This is a genomic window from Micromonospora chokoriensis (assembly GCF_900091505.1).
GTDB lineage: Bacteria > Actinomycetota > Actinomycetes > Mycobacteriales > Micromonosporaceae > Micromonospora > Micromonospora chokoriensis.
In genome coordinates this window covers 2,433,901-2,448,296 of sequence record NZ_LT607409.1, presented here as the reverse complement: position 1 = coordinate 2,448,296, position 14,396 = coordinate 2,433,901, and the positions used below count along the sequence as shown (strand labels likewise).

12 protein-coding genes are annotated in these 14,396 nt (G+C 71.5%); 5 read left to right on the top strand and 7 right to left on the bottom strand.

Features of this window, described 5'->3' with window-relative positions; all coding sequences use genetic code 11:
• Positions 1-134 precede the first annotated feature (134 nt).
• From GA0070612_RS11595 to GA0070612_RS11575, 5 genes are all read right to left on the bottom strand, one after another.
• Complete coding sequence (locus GA0070612_RS11595) at positions 135-1,460, bottom strand: arginase family protein (RefSeq protein ID WP_331716398.1); 1,326 nt, start codon at positions 1,458-1,460, stop codon at positions 135-137.
• Positions 1,461-1,525: 65 nt separating this feature from the next.
• Entirely contained in the window at positions 1,526-2,440 is a 915-nt protein-coding gene (locus GA0070612_RS11590; protein ID WP_088987913.1) for a tetratricopeptide repeat protein, read from the bottom strand.
• Between the two features lie 169 nt (positions 2,441-2,609).
• Positions 2,610-4,298 carry an acyl-CoA mutase large subunit family protein gene (locus GA0070612_RS11585; protein WP_088987912.1) on the bottom strand — a complete coding sequence of 563 codons (1,689 nt, stop codon included), beginning with the start codon at positions 4,296-4,298 and terminating at the stop codon, positions 2,610-2,612.
• Between the two features lie 101 nt (positions 4,299-4,399).
• A complete protein-coding gene (locus tag GA0070612_RS11580) occupies positions 4,400-4,801 on the bottom strand; it encodes an Asp23/Gls24 family envelope stress response protein (RefSeq protein ID WP_088991421.1) in 402 nt (133 codons plus the stop codon).
• A 54-nt stretch (positions 4,802-4,855) separates the two neighbouring features.
• Entirely contained in the window at positions 4,856-5,272 is a 417-nt protein-coding gene (locus GA0070612_RS11575) for an Asp23/Gls24 family envelope stress response protein (protein ID WP_088991420.1), read from the bottom strand.
• Positions 5,273-5,502: 230 nt separating this feature from the next.
• Here GA0070612_RS11575 and GA0070612_RS11570 point away from each other — a divergent pair, with 230 nt between their 5' ends.
• A complete protein-coding gene (locus GA0070612_RS11570) occupies positions 5,503-5,901 on the top strand; it encodes an acetyltransferase (RefSeq protein WP_088987911.1) in 399 nt (132 codons plus the stop codon).
• 58 nt (positions 5,902-5,959) lie between these two features.
• On the opposite strand, the gene meaB is transcribed toward GA0070612_RS11570, so the two are convergent.
• Both meaB and GA0070612_RS11560 read right to left on the bottom strand, forming a co-directional pair.
• On the bottom strand, positions 5,960-6,964 hold the full coding sequence (meaB, locus tag GA0070612_RS11565) for a methylmalonyl Co-A mutase-associated GTPase MeaB (protein WP_088987910.1): 1,005 nt from the start codon (positions 6,962-6,964) through the stop codon (positions 5,960-5,962).
• The gene (locus tag GA0070612_RS11560) at positions 6,961-8,145 is read right to left on the bottom strand and encodes an acetyl-CoA C-acetyltransferase (RefSeq protein ID WP_088987909.1); all 1,185 of its coding nucleotides are present in this window, start codon (positions 8,143-8,145) and stop codon (positions 6,961-6,963) included. Before GA0070612_RS11560 ends, meaB begins: the two co-directional genes overlap by 4 nt.
• An 83-nt stretch (positions 8,146-8,228) precedes the next feature.
• Between GA0070612_RS11560 and mce the strand changes: the two genes are divergently transcribed.
• The 4 genes from mce (at position 8,229) to GA0070612_RS11540 (ending at position 14,348) form a co-directional block, all read left to right on the top strand.
• Positions 8,229-8,705: a methylmalonyl-CoA epimerase gene (gene mce, locus GA0070612_RS11555; protein WP_088987908.1), complete on the top strand. Its 477-nt coding sequence runs from the start codon at positions 8,229-8,231 to the stop codon at positions 8,703-8,705.
• A 418-nt stretch (positions 8,706-9,123) separates the two neighbouring features.
• Complete coding sequence (gene ccrA / locus GA0070612_RS11550; protein WP_088991419.1) at positions 9,124-10,479, top strand: crotonyl-CoA carboxylase/reductase; 1,356 nt, start codon at positions 9,124-9,126, stop codon at positions 10,477-10,479.
• 313 nt (positions 10,480-10,792) lie between these two features.
• Positions 10,793-12,055, top strand: a complete 1,263-nt coding sequence (locus GA0070612_RS11545; RefSeq protein WP_088987907.1) for a DivIVA domain-containing protein — start codon at positions 10,793-10,795, stop codon at positions 12,053-12,055.
• 175 nt (positions 12,056-12,230) lie between these two features.
• Positions 12,231-14,348 (top strand): coiled-coil domain-containing protein, encoded by a 2,118-nt coding sequence (locus GA0070612_RS11540; RefSeq protein ID WP_088987906.1) that lies wholly within the window; start codon positions 12,231-12,233, stop codon positions 14,346-14,348.
• Positions 14,349-14,396: the final 48 nt, after the last annotated feature.

Below are 14,396 nucleotides of genomic sequence, written 5' to 3'. Positions count from 1 at the left end.
CCTCGACCGCGACCCGCCGCGGCACCGGGCGCGTTGATCGACTCGCGTTCGGTGAAACCGCGCTGACCGAGGCGATCGGACACCCCGACGCCAATGAACGCGAGTCGATCAGCGACCTGCGGACCGCAAGCGGGTCAGGCGGTGTCGACCTTGTGTAGATCTGCGCCGTTTTCGTCGGCGGGTTTCGGGTCTGACGAGTCCTGAGCGGGCGGCGAGGTCCGCCGGAGCAGTCCCGGGCCCGCCGAAGCGGGCGGGCCGACCGGTTCGCGCTCGAGCGCGGCGGCCACCCCGGACGGCTCGGCGTAGGCAGGGCCGGCAATGCCCGACTGCCCCGCCTCGACCGCGCCGTCCCGGTCGGCAGCAGCGATCCCGCCACCGGAGCCGTCCACGCCGGCAAGACCCAGAGCGTCGAGCCCGTTCACCCCACCCGACCGTCCCGCGTCGAGCCGATCGACCCCGGCGGACCGCTCCACGCGGTCGGCGGAACCGCCACGCCGAGCAGCCGGCGTCGGTCGGGCCGACAGCAGCCGGGGTGGCACCGCCTCCGGGGCGGTGACCGGGGCCAGGCCGGCGACCACCGTGTTGACGATCTCGGCGGCGTACGAGCCGTCCGGGTCGTAGTCGGGGTCGAAGACGGTCAGCTCGACGCCGAGGCAGTGCGGGGTGTCGACCAGGCCGGCGAGGAGGATCTCCAGCTCGGCGAAGGCGATACCGCCCGGGTCGGGGGCGTCCACCGCGGGCATCACCGCGGGGTCGAGCACGTCCACGTCGATGTGCACCCAGTAGCCCGCGCAGTCGGCGAGCTGCTCGTGCGCCCACTGGGCCGTGCGGGCGGCGCCTTCGGCCCGTAGCGCGGGCACCGGGCGGGTGGTGATCCCGGCGGCCTGGAGGTCGAGCCGGTACTCGTCCTGGGCGCGGATGCCGAGCACCACCACGTCGATGTCGCGGAAGTAGGGCCGGCGCCCCTCCAGTGCGGCCAGGTCGGCCTGCCCCCGCCCGGTGACGAGGGCGAGGTCCTCGCCGGCGGCGGCACCGACGTAGGAGGCGTTGCCGGGATGCCGGAAGTCGGAGTGCCCGTCGACGAAGACCAGCCCGATCCGCCCGCCGACGGCCTCACCGAGGCGGTGCATGGCCAACGCCGAGCCGAGCAGCACCGAGCAGTCGCCACCCAGCACCACCGGGAACTCTCCCCGGTCGATGATCGCGCCGATCCGCTCGGCGAGCGCCAGCGAGTAGTCGGCGATCTCCCGGGCGTGGCAGACCCCGTCGCCGGGCCGCCAGTCGCCCGGGTCGTATCGGGGTGGGGTGACGCAGCCGGCGTCGCGGGCCCGTAGCCGGGGCAGCAGGTCGTGGTCGCGCAGCGCCCCGGGCGCCTTGGCGCAGCCGGGGACGGACGTGGACGTCGGCGGCCGCAGGCCGAGGTTTGTCGGCGCGTCGAGGACGGCGATCCGGCGCATCATGAGCTCCCGTCCTCGGTGGTCGGGCGGGCCGGCCGGAACGCCGGCCCGCGCTGGCGTGCTAGAACTCAGAACAGGGCGCTGGCCAGGGCCCGACGCGCCGTGGCGACCGCCGGATCGTCCGGGCCGGCGATGGAGAAGAGCGAGACCAGGTGCTGGCGTACCGTCTCGCGGTCCTCACCGGCGGTGCGCCGGACCAGACCGACGAGCCGGGAGTATGCCTGCTCGGCCAGCCCGCTGAGCACCTCGATGTCGGCGGCGAGCAGTTGCGCGGCCACGTCGTCGGGGGCACTCTCGGCGGCGGCCAACGCGGTGGCCGGATCCGCCCCGGCCACCCGGCGGGCCACCCCGACCTGGGCCAGCCCCGCCGTCGCCGCCGCGTCCGCCGGGGCGTCGGCCAGGATCTTGCGGTACGCCTGCTCGGCGGCGTCGAGGTCACCGCTCATCAGCGCGTCGTCGGCCTCGTCGAGGCGGGGGTCCTCCGGTTCGGCAACCGTCACACCGCCGGCCTTGAGGACGGCCTGGAGCCACTGCCGCAGTTGCGCCTCGGGCACGACCCCGGAGAAGGCGTCGACCGGCTGGCCGCCGACGACCGCGTAGACCATGGGGATGCCCTGGACCCGGAACATCTGGGCGATGCGCGGATTTTCCTGCACGTCGACCCGTGCCAGCACCCAACTGCCGCCACCCTCGGCGTTCAGTCGCTCCAACACCGGGGCGAACTCGTCGCTCTCCGGGAAGCCGGCGGCGCCGAAGAACACGACGACGGGCATGGCCATCGACCGTTCGAGCACGTCGGACTGGATGGTCGCCTCGGTGACGTCCACGATGGCGGTGTGGCCGCCGGCGGCGGGTGCGCCGTTGGACGGGCCGCCCTGCGGGGGCGTGCCGGGGCGGGAGCTGGCTGGTGCGGGGCCGCGCAGTGTGCTGAGGTCGACCGCGCCGCGGGTGAAGATCGACGAGGTGATCCGTGGGTCGCTCATGGTTACCTAGTCTCGCACGTGAGCCCGAATTCTCAGCTCACCCGCAACCCCGACGTTGCAACTCTCACGCCCCGCCGCACATCCCCGCGATCGTGCATCTCGCGAGGGGAATACGCGCCGTTCGCCGTATTCATCCCACCCGAGACGCACGATCGACGAAGGGTGTCGGTCAGAAGCGGGCCGGCTCGCGGTAGGTGCCCCACTCGGCGCGGAGCGCGTCGCAGATCTCGCCCAGGGTCGCCTCGGCGCGAACCGCGTCGAGCATCGCGGGGATCATGTTCCCGTCGGTGCGGCTGACCTCGACCATCCGGGCCACCGCCGCGCGGACCGCCGACTCGTCCCGGGCGCTCTTGCGTTCGGCGAGCACCCGGCGCTGCTCCAGCTCCACCTCGTGCGAGATGCGCAGGATCTCCAGCTCCTTGGCGACGGTGCCGGTGTGGCAGTTGACGCCGACGATCCTCTTGTCGCCCTTCTCCAGGGCCTGCTGGTAGGCGAAGGCCGACTCGGCGATGTGCCCGGTGAACCAGCCGTCCTCGATGCCGCGCAGGATGCCCGAGGTCATCGGGCCGATCTGGTGCGGCCCGTCCCCGCCGAGCTGCCGGATCCGGGCGAAGATCTCCTCCGCCTCGGCCTCGATCTTGTCGGTCAGCGCCTCGACGTACCAGGAGCCGCCCAGCGGGTCGGCCACGTTGACCACACCGGTCTCCTCCATCAGCACCTGCTGCGTACGCAGGGCGATCTCGGCGGACTCGTCGGTGGGCAGCGCCAGCGTCTCGTCCAGCGCGTTGGTGTGCAGCGAGTTGGTGCCGCCGAGCACCGCCGCGAGAGCCTCGACCGCGGTCCGTACGACGTTGTTGACCGGCTGCTGCGCGGTCAGCGACACGCCGGCGGTCTGCGTGTGGAACCGCAGCCAGAGCGCCTTCTCGCTGGTCGCGCCGTAGACGTCGCGCAGCCACCGGGCCCAGATCCGGCGGGCGGCGCGGAACTTGGCGATCTCCTCGAAGAAGTCGACGTGCGAGTCGAAGAAGAAGCTCAGCCCCGGCGCGAACACGTTGACGTCCAGCCCGCGCGAGAGACCCAGCTCCACGTAGCCGAAACCGTCGGCCAGGGTGTACGCCAACTCCTGCGCGGCGGTCGAGCCGGCCTCGCGGATGTGGTAGCCGGAGACCGACAGCGGCTTGTAGCGCGGGATTTCGGCGGCGCAGTATTCCATCAGGTCGCCGATCAGGCGCAGGTGCGGCTCGGGGTCGAAGAGCCACTCCTTCTGCGCGATGTACTCCTTGAAGATGTCGGTCTGCAGCGTGCCGTCCAGCGCGGACAGGTCGGCGCCCTGCCGTTCGGCGGCGACCAGGTACATGCAGAACACCGGCACGGCCGGGCCGGAGATCGTCATCGAGGTGGTGACGCCGGCCAGGTCGATGCCGTCGAAGAGCGCCTCCATGTCGGTGGCGGTGTCGATGGCGACGCCGCAGTGCCCGACCTCGCCGAGCGCCTGCGGGTCGTCCGAGTCGCGGCCCATCAGCGTGGGCATGTCGAACGCGACCGAGAGGCCGCCGCCGCCCGCGCCGAGGATCATCTTGTAGCGCTCGTTGGTCTGCTGGGCGTTGCCGAAGCCGGCGAACTGCCGGATCGTCCAGGTCCGTCCGCGATAGCCGGTCGGATGAAGACCCCGGGTGTACGGGTACTCGCCCGGCCAGCCGATCCGCTCGAAGCCCGGGTAGGTGGCGCCTTCCGGCGGCCCGTAGACCGGGTCCACCGGCATCCCGGAGAGCGTGGTGAAGTCGGCGTCCCGCTTGCGCGCGGCGTCGTAACGGGCCTGCCAGCGCGCCCGTCCGGCGTCGATCTCGTCGGCGTCCATGAGCAGGGCTCCTCCTCGGGTCCTCGACTGCACGTCGAGTGTAGAGCCCTCACCTGAACGATCGCTAAGTCACCGCCTACCGGCGGGTAATCGGCTGCCGCCTACGTGGTGGAGCCGCCCATCGCCACGTCGTCGACCCGGATGTTGACCTCGTCGACCCGCAACCCGTACGCCTCGACCGCCGCCGTCACCTGGGCGCGCACCTCGCCGGTGATCTCCGGCACCGGGCGACCGCCCTCGATCACCAGCACCAGGTTGATCACGGCGGCGTCCCCGGTCACATAGGCGGAGCAGCCCCGCCGGGCGTCGCCCAACTGGTCCAGCCCGACCCGGTCGAACACCGCGTTGAAGAACCGGGCGACGTCCCCGCCCAACTCGACCACGCCGGGCACCGCCCTGGCCGCCGCGACGGCGATCTTCTCGACCACCTCGTCCGCGACCTTCGTCGTTCCGCCGACCGTCGTCGACGCCGTGGTCAGTTCCTGCGTCACCTCGTGGTCCACCACCGCTCCCCTTCCTCGCGTCACCGCGCCGAGACACCGCCCAGCCGCTACACCTCAGGCTCCGGCGGCCCCGGGCTGGTTCAGCTCGATGTCGTCGACAGTGACGTTGACCTGGGTGACCGTCAGGCCGTACTTCTCCACCGCCTCGATCACGGCGGCCCGCACGGCCTCGGTCACGTCCGCGACGACGTGCCCGGCGTCGATCACCAGGACCACGTTGATGACGGCCGATCCACCCTTCACCTCGGCCGAGACACCCCGGCTGGCGTCACCCACCTCGTCCAGGCCGACCTTGTCCAGCACACTGTTGAAGAACCGGGCCACGTCACCACCGAGATCGGCGACACCGGGCACCGCACGAGCGGCGGTTCCGGCGATCTTCTCCACGACCTCGTCGGAAACCGTCGTGACGCCCCGCGCCGCACCCGTCGCGGGCGGCACCGTACCGGCGTTCTCCACCGCGTCCGTCATGATCACATCTCCCCTGGGGCGACCCATTGTGGACCGACCGTCTTGTCAGCCCGCCGCGGGCCAGCCTCGCTGCCGGCCACGCGCCGCGAGCCTACTAAAATCGGAGCGACCTTCGCCTCCGGGCGCGCGGCACACCGCCGAGGGACCACACAGACTGATCTTGGGGACTAGGCTGCCGATCAGCATGTCCACGTTGGACACCCCTAGGCGCCATGATTGAGGTCTGTTAAATGCGCAGGAAGTTGTTGAGTTTCGCCACGGCAGTCACCCTGTCGGTCGGCGCGCTGCTCGGCGCGGCCGGCCCGGCCCAGGCGGCCGAGTCGCCCAGCGCCCTCTGCGGCTCCGGGTACTACGTCATCGACAGTCACGGGCTGCCCGGCGCGACGGTGTACCTGCTCTACAAGTCCACCGGCTACAACTGCGTGGTCACCATCAAGACCGCGGACCGGGGCAAGGCCACCATGGTCGGCGCGTACCTGATCCTGTCGAACGATCTTGGCGCCTTCGACGAGGACCCCTACAAGTACTACGCGGGCCCGGTGCGGGCGGCAGCCGCCGGAAAGTGCGTCCAGTTCGGCGGACTCAGCCGGGGCACCGTGTGGACCAGCCCCTGGGGCCACTGCGGCTAGACCCAGCTGACACGGGGCCGTCGCTGGTGATCGGCGTCGGCCCCGTCGCGCTACCGGTTCAGCGGGCGAGCTGGGCGAGCAGGTCGTCCGCCGCCGTGTACGGGTCCGTCGCACCCTCGGCGACCTTGGTCGCGAGCGTGGCCAACTCCGTACCGTCGCGCAGTGAGCCGATCCGGGCACGCAGGATGCCGAGCGCGATGGCCTCGATCTCGGCGGCGGCCCGCGCCTCCTGGCGGCGGCGCAGCTCGCCGTGCTCGACCAGCCAGCCGCGGTGCTTGTCGATGGCGGCGGCGATGTCGTCGATGCCCTCGCCGCGCGCGGCGATCGAGCGGACCACCTGCGGTCGCCACTGCCCGGGACCGCGCTCCCCGAGGGCGATCATGCCCTGGATGTCGCGGACGGTGGCGTCGACGCCGTCCCGGTCGGCCTTGTTGACCACGAAGACGTCGGCGATCTCCAGGATGCCGGCCTTGACCGCCTGGATCGCGTCACCCATCCCCGGCGCGAGCAGCACCAGCGTGGTGTCGGCCAGCGAGGCGACCTCCACCTCGGCCTGCCCGACACCGACGGTCTCCACCAGCACCACGTCGCAGCCGGCGCCCTCCAGCACCCGGACCGCCTGTGGCGTCGCCGCGGCCAGCCCACCGAGGTGACCCCGGCTGGACATGGACCGGATGTAGACGCCCGGATCGGTGGCGTGGTCCTGCATGCGCACCCGGTCACCGAGGATCGCGCCGCCGGTGAACGGGCTGGACGGGTCGACCGCCAGCACGCCGACCCGGTGCCCGCGCGCCCGCAGCGCCCGGACCAGCTCGTTCGTGGTGGTCGACTTACCCACCCCGGGCGAGCCGGTCAACCCGACCACCTGGGCCTGCCCGGCGTACGGTGCGAGCGCCGCGGCGATCTCCGGCAGCAGCGTGTCGCCGTTCTCCACCAACGTGATCAGACGGGCCACCGCGCGGGGGTCACCCGCGCGGGCCCGTTCCACCAGCAGCGGTACGTCCCGACTGCGGCGCACCGACGTGGTGCCCGCCGCCGGGACGGGCTCGGCCGCTCCGCTCACTGGCCCGGCACGTGGATGATCAGCGCGTCGCCCTGGCCACCGCCCCCGCAGAGGGCCGCCGCACCGGTGCCACCACCGCGCCGCCTGAGCTCCAGGGCCAGCGTGAGGACGAGACGAGCGCCGGACATGCCGATCGGGTGCCCGAGCGCGATCGCGCCGCCGTTGACGTTGACCTTGTCCGGGCTGATGCCCAGGTCACGGGTGGACTGGATGCCGACCTGGGCGAACGCCTCGTTGATCTCGACGAGGTCCAGGTCCGCGACGCTCAGGCCACCCTTCTTCAGGGCGTGGTTGATCGCGTTCGACGGCTGCGAGTGCAGGGAGTTGTCCGGGCCCGCCACGTTGCCGTGCGCGCCGATCTCGGCCAACCAGGTCAGCCCCAGCTCGGTGGCCTTGGCCTTGCTCATCACGAGGACGGCGGCCGCGCCGTCGGAGATCGGCGACGAGCTGCCGGCGGTGATCGTGCCGTCCTTGGCGAAGGCCGGACGCAGCTTGGCCAGCGTCTCGACTGTGGTGTCCGGGCGGATGCCCTCGTCCTCGCTGATCACCAGCGGGTCACCCTTGCGCTGCGGGATCACCACCGGGGTGATCTCGTCGGCGAAGTGGCCGTTCTTCTGTGCGGCGGCGGCCCGCTGGTGGCTGGCTGCCGCGAAGGCGTCCTGCTCCTCGCGAGTGATGCCGTGCTTGCCGCCGAGCCGCTCGGTGGACTCGCCCATCGAGCAGCAGTCCCAGGCGTCGCTGAGCCCGTCGTGCGCCATGTGGTCCTTGACCACCACGTCGCCGTACTTGTAGCCGGTGCGCTGGCCCATCAGCAGGTGCGGGGCGTTGGTCATCGACTCCATGCCGCCGGCCACCACGATGTCGAACTCGCCGGCGCGGATCAGCTGGTCGGCCAGGGCGATGGCGTCCAGGCCGGAGAGGCAGACCTTGTTGATGGTCAGCGCCGGCACCGACATCGGCACGCCGGCCTCCACCGCGGCCTGCCGCGCCGGGATCTGACCGGCCCCGGCCTGCAACACCTGCCCCATGATCACGTACTGGACCTGGTCCGGGCTGACGCCGGCCCGCTCCAACGCCGCCTTGATGGCGACACCGCCGAGCTTGGTGGCCGGGAGGTCCTTGAGGTTGCCCAGCAGGCGCCCCATCGGGGTCCGCGCGCCGCTGACGATCACCGAAGCCATGCCTGCCTCCGAAGGGGGTGCCGAACTGTTCAAGGGGGGTGCCGAGCTGTACGCCTTAACGATTATTCGGTCAGACTAACGCCATGGCTGAGAACTCCCCCGCCGAGCCCGGTGCGGACTACGTCACAGACATCGGGCTTCGCAAGATTGACCACGTCGGGATCGCCGTGGCCGACCTGGACGCCGCGATCGACTTCTACCAGCGGACGTTCGGGATGCGCTGCGTACACGTCGAGACGAACGAGGAGCAGGGCGTCCGCGAGGCGATGCTGTCCGTCGGCCCGACCACCGACGGCGGCTGCGTGCAGCTGCTCGCACCGCTGACCCCGGAGTCGACGATCGCCAAGTTCCTGGACCGGAGCGGGCCGGGCGTCCAGCAGGTCGCGTACACCGTGGTAGACGTCGACGCGGCCTGCGCGGCGCTGCGCGAGCGGGGGATGCGACTCCTCTTCGAGACCCCGCGCCGCGGCACCGCGGACAGCCGGATCAACTTCGTCCACCCGAAGGACGCCGGCGGCGTCCTCGTCGAACTGGTGGAGCCCGCCCCGACCCCCCACTGACCCCCCACGCCCCCACGATCCTCCACACCCATCGCCCCGCCCGCACCCCCCACGCCCCACCCCGCACCCCGCACCCCGCACAACGTCGGGGATGTTGCTGCCTCAAGCGCGTCGGAGGCAGCAACACCCCCGAACGTGCTGCCTCTGCGAGGGCGGGAGCCGTGGGTGCGGGTGGCGCGGATCGGGGTTCGCGCGCACGTCAGTGCGCGGTTGGCGCGCTGGTCGGACACCTTCACGCATCGGCGGATGCAGTTTTTCACAGAGGACTTCCGGGCCTAGCTACCGTTCAGTAACGTCCGGCCCCACCGGAGCGCGACTGGTGCGGGATGTGTCGAATGCCGACATGGCGGTCGTGTCCACCGGCGCCGACGATGGCAGCACCCGGGCCCGTGCGGGTGCGGATGAACCGGAGGTCACCGTGCAGGACATCCTCGAAGCGATCATGGCGGCGGAGGAATCGAACGATCCGGACCGCGAGCTCGCCGGCGTCGCCGGGCTGCCCGTACCGGAGAGCTACCGGGGCGTGGTGGTCCGCGCCGAGGAGTCCCGGATGTTCGACGGCATGGCCACCCGCGACAAGGACCCCCGCAAGGCGCTGCACGTGCAGGAGGTGCCGACGCCGGAGCTGGGGCCGGGCGAGGCGCTGGTCGCGGTGATGGCCAGCGCGATCAACTACAACACCGTGTGGACCAGTATCTTCGAGCCGCTGCCCACGTTCAGGTTCCTCCAGCGCTACGGCCGGGTCTCCGAGCTGACCCGTCGGCACGACCTGCCGTACCACGTGGTCGGCTCGGACGCTGCCGGCGTGGTGCTGCGCGTCGGGCCCGGGGTGACCCGCTGGGCACCCGGCGACGAGGTGGTCGCGCACTGCCTCTCCGTCGAGCTGGAGGACGCGGCCGGGCACGACGACACCATGCTCGACCCGCAGCAGCGGATCTGGGGGTTCGAGACCAACTTCGGTGGGCTGGCCGAGATGGCCGTGGTCAAGGCCAACCAGCTGATGCCGAAGCCCCGGCACCTGAGCTGGGAGGAGGCGGCCAGCCCCGGGCTGGTCAACTCCACCGCGTACCGGCAGCTCGTCTCGCACCACGGGGCCAACATGAAGCAGGGTGACGTGGTGCTGATCTGGGGCGCCTCCGGTGGCCTCGGCGGCTACGCCACCCAGATGGCGCTCAACGGCGGCGCGATCCCGGTCTGCGTCGTCTCCTCGCCGGAGAAGGCCGAGCTGTGCCGCCGGATGGGCGCGGAGCTGGTCATCGACCGGGCCGCCGAGGGTTTCTGCTTCTGGAAGGACGAGGAGACCCAGGACCCGGACGAGTGGCGGCGCTTCGGCGAGCGGATCCGCGAGCTGACCGGCGGCGAGGACCCGGACATCGTCTTCGAGCACCCGGGTCGGGAGACGTTCGGCGCCAGCGTCTTCGTGGCCCGGCGCGGCGGGACCATCGTCACCTGCGCGTCCACCAGCGGCTTCCAGCACCAGTACGACAACCGATACCTGTGGATGCACCTCAAGCGGATCGTCGGCAGCCACTTCGCCAACTACCACGAGGCGTGGCAGGCCAACCGTCTCATCGCGCTCGGCAAGGTGCACCCGACGGTCTCCCGCACCTATCCGCTGGAGCGCACCGGCCAGGCCGCGTACGAGGTGCACCGCAACGCCCACCAGGGCAAGGTCGGGGTGCGGTGCCTCGCGCCCACCGACGGGCTGGGCGTACGCGACGGGGAACTGCGCGCGCAGCACGAGGACGCGATCAACCGATTCCGGGGGCACTGAGCCGACGCCGCCGACTGGACGGCGGTGACCTGGTCACCGGCCGGACGGATGAGCACCGGGTGGCCATTGTGGTGCTCGGCATTGTTCTTCCATCCCATTAGCGCAGGGCCGGCCTGGGACCGAAGAAAGGGCCGCGGGGTTACCTCGGGGCCCTTTTCCGGATCACACCGCGTGGCGTCCGCGCCGCCCGGGACCTGCCAAGATCGCCGGTTGGCCCGGCCCTGCCCAACGCGGAAGTTGACCATGCAAAGAGGGCATGAAAGCTCCGCACCGCTCTTGCGAACCACCCTGGGGCGTCTGCCAGTATGTCCCAATGCCCCAGCAGCAGTCCTCCCCTCTCGCGTTCTTCGATAACGCGAACTCGCAGCCAGATTTCACCGTGGGCCTGCGCGGATACAACACTCACCAGGTCGATGACTTCCTCGGCCGGATGACCGCCGCGCTCACCCAGTCCGAGCAGGCCCGTGCCGAGGCCGAGCAGCGGATGAACGACGCCCAGCGTCGGCTCCGCCAGGCAGAGCAGCGCATGAGCGCGCTGGAGCAGAAGCTCACCGACACGAACAAGCAGCTCGAAGAGAACAACCGGCCCACCCTCTCCGGGCTCGGCACCCGCGTCGAGCAGATCCTCCGGCTCGCCGAGGAGCAGGCCAACGACCACCGCAACGAGGCCAAGCGCGAGTCCGAGGGCATCCTCTCCGCCGCCCGCCTCGAGGCTCGCGAGATCACCGACAAGGCACGCGCCGAGGCCGCCGCCATGAAGGCGAGCGCCGAGCGTGAGGCGGGCAACCTGCGGACGGCCGCCGAGCGCGAGGCCGCCGAGGTTCGGGTGCAGGCCCGTCGTGAGGCCGACACGCTGCGCGCGGACGCCGACCGCGAGACCAAGCAGCTGCGTACCGTCACCGCGCACGAGGTGGCCGAGCTGAAGTCGACTGTCGAGCGGGAGGTGGCCACCCTCCGGGCCACCGCCGAGCGCGAGATCACCCAGCAGCGGGCGAAGGCCGCCCGCGAGGCTGAGGAGAAGCGCGCCGAGGCGACCAAGCTGCTGACCGACGCACGGGACAAGCGCGACAAGGACCTCCAGGCTCTGGAGCTCCAGCTCGCCGAGCGGCGCGAAAAGGCCGAGCGCGAGGAGTCCGAGCGCCACGCCGCCCAGGTCGCGCAGACCCAGAAGCTGGTCAGCGAGGCCGAGCAGCGGGCCCGGGCCGCGCAGGAGCGCGCCAAGGAGATCGAGCAGCGCGCCGAGGCTCGCCGGGTCGAGTCGGAGCGCAACGCCGCCGAGACGGTGGACAAGGCCAAGGCGCACTCGGAGAAGACGCTCAACGAGGCCAAGGCCGAGTCGCAGCGCCTGCTCACCGAGGCCCGCACGGAGGCAGAGCTGACCACGCAGGCCGCCCGCCGCGAGGTCGAGGACCTCACCCGGCAGAAGGACGCGGTCACCTCGCAGCTGGGTCAGATGCTCTCCGGGCTCGCCGGCATCGTTCCGGGAGTGCCGGCTGCGGCGGCTCCGGCGGCCAAGCCGGAGGCCAAGAAGACCGACGGCGGTCAGGACCGGGTTCCCGCGGAGACCGCTGGCTGACGCGTGGCGTAGGTGGGGCATCGACGGCGCGAGGTGACACCGGGTGACCGGTTGCACCTCGCGCCGTATGCGTTTCCCAGTTCGTGGACCGCGTCGCTCGAAACGGAGTGAAGTAGCTCGCACAAGGCCCGTCCGTATCGCCCCAGCAGGGTCCGATGCGTGTGAGGATGGGGGCATGTCGCACGGCGAGGAACTGTTCGCTCTCGGCGGGGACGTGACGACGGAGCCCAGCTTCGAGTCCGCCCTGCGGGGATATGACCGGAAACAGGTCGCGCGCTATGTCGCACGTGCCGAGCACGAGATCGAGACCCTCACCGCCGAGCGAGAACAGGCGTACACACAGATCCACAAGCTCGCCGGCCAGGTCGAGGTGCTCCAACGTGACCTGACCCAGGTGCGCAAGCAGATGAACGTGGTGGACAAGGCCTCGTTCAAGCACCTCGGGCCGCTCGTCGACTCGATCCTCAGCCAGGCCGAGGAGTTGGCCGAGCAGATCGTCGCCGACGCCAACGTGGAGATCGAGGCCCGTCGCGCCGCTGCCGAGCACATCATCGACGAGGCCCGCGAGCAGGCCGACCGGGCACTGAAGGACTTCGAGATCGCCCTCGCCGCGCGGCGCGCGGAGGAGGAGCGGCACAGCGCCGCACAGCGGGCCGAGGCGGAACAGACCCTGCGGTCGGCCCGGGACGAGTCGGCGCAGCTGCGCAAGACGGCACAGGACGCGCTGGCCAAGGCCCAGCAGGAGGCCACCCAACTCCGGGACACCGCCAAGGAGATCCACACCCGGGCCCAGCAGGAGTCGACCAAGCTGCGCGAGACGGCTCGCGAGACGCTGGCCAACGCCCGGCAGGAGGCCAGCGACCTACGCGACGCGGCCAAGGAGGTGCACGCCAAGGCACTCCAGGAGGCCAAGCGCCTCACCGACACCGCCACCGAGGCGGGCCGGGCCACGCACGCCAAGGCGCAGCAGGAGGCCAAGCAGATCATCGACGACGCGTCGATGGCGGGCCGGGCCACCCGCGCCAAGGCGCAGCAGGAGGCGGAGCGGCTGACCACGCAGGCGTCCGAGTCGGCCAAGCGCAACCGCGCCGAGACCGAGGCGTACGTGCAGCGGATGCGCGCCGAGACCGAGGCGTACGTCAAGCACACCCGGGAGCAGACCCAGCAGGAACTGGGCGCGTGGCGGGCCGGGGTGGAGCAGGAGGTCAACTCCCGGCGGGAGGCTGCCGACCGGGAGCTGGAGCAGCGGCGGACCGCCGCCGAGCAGGAGTACGCCAGGCACCGCGACGAGCTGGACAAGCAGCACACGTCCCGCCAGCAGGAGCTGGAGGCGGGCTTCACGTCCCGCCAGCAGGAGCTGGAGGCGGGCTTCACCGGCCGCCGCGACGAGTTGGAGACCGAGTACACCGGCCGTAAGAACGAGCTGGAGACCGCGTACACCGCTCGTCGGGACGAGCTGGAGACCGAGTACACGGCCCGCAAGAACGAGATCGAGCAGGGCGCGGCCGGGGTCCTCCAGGCGGCCGAGCAGGACGCGGCGGCTCTGCGCCAGCGGGCCGAGGCGGAGGCCACCGAGTTGCTGAGCCGGGCCCGGACCGAGGCCGACGACAAGCGCCGCGAGGCCGACGAGCATGTCGCGTCCTCACGTCGGCAGTTCGAGGAGTACGCGGCCACCACCCAGCAGCACCTGGCCACCACGCAGCAGCACCTGGCAGCCACCCAGCAGGAGGCGGCGGCAGGTCGGCAGCAGCTCGCCCAGGTGATGCTGGACATCGCCCAGGCCCAGCAGCAACTCGCGGACCTGCGGCAGGAGACCTGGAAGGCCCGGCAGGAGTCCGACGACCTCCAGCGGCAGATGGCCGAGGTGCGGTTGCAGAACGTCGCCGGCCCGATCGACGGTCCGACCGCGCCGACGGCCGGGGACTCCGCGAGCGGCAGCGCAACCGGCGACGACGACGGCGTCACCGTCTCCGGCACGCCGGCCGGGTCGGGTGCGGCCACCGGCCTCAAGGCCGAGCCCGCCGACACCAGGCAGCCGGTGAACGCCAACGCGGAGGACGCCGGCCAACCGGCGGCTCGTCCGGTGGCCGAACCGGTGACCACTGTCGACGGGGGCACGGCCAGCGCCGGGGTGGACGGCGAACCGACAGTCGCCGCCGTCCCGGGGGTGGGTGGCCGGGACGCCAAGCCCACCAAGATCACCAGCACCGGTGAGAACGGCAAGCGTCCCACCAAGCCGACCACCGACGAGCGCAGCGCCAAGCCCAGCAAGGTCACCATCGAGAAGGACTGACCCAGGGCGCGAGCTTCGAGATCTTGGACAGTTTCCGTTACGCGATGA

Coding starts and splice junctions, on each gene's coding strand:
- GA0070612_RS11595 (WP_331716398.1), bottom strand. CDS start 1,460: ATGATGCGCCGGATCGCCGTCCTCGACGCGCCGACAAACCTCGGCCTG.
- GA0070612_RS11590 (WP_088987913.1), bottom strand. CDS start 2,440: ATGAGCGACCCACGGATCACCTCGTCGATCTTCACCCGCGGCGCGGTC.
- GA0070612_RS11585 (WP_088987912.1), bottom strand. CDS start 4,298: ATGGACGCCGACGAGATCGACGCCGGACGGGCGCGCTGGCAGGCCCGT.
- GA0070612_RS11575 (WP_088991420.1), bottom strand. CDS start 5,272: ATGACGGACGCGGTGGAGAACGCCGGTACGGTGCCGCCCGCGACGGGT.
- GA0070612_RS11570 (WP_088987911.1), top strand. CDS start 5,503: ATGCGCAGGAAGTTGTTGAGTTTCGCCACGGCAGTCACCCTGTCGGTC.
- GA0070612_RS11560 (WP_088987909.1), bottom strand. CDS start 8,145: ATGGCTTCGGTGATCGTCAGCGGCGCGCGGACCCCGATGGGGCGCCTG.
- mce (WP_088987908.1), top strand. CDS start 8,229: ATGGCTGAGAACTCCCCCGCCGAGCCCGGTGCGGACTACGTCACAGAC.
- GA0070612_RS11545 (WP_088987907.1), top strand. CDS start 10,793: ATGCCCCAGCAGCAGTCCTCCCCTCTCGCGTTCTTCGATAACGCGAAC.
- GA0070612_RS11540 (WP_088987906.1), top strand. CDS start 12,231: ATGTCGCACGGCGAGGAACTGTTCGCTCTCGGCGGGGACGTGACGACG.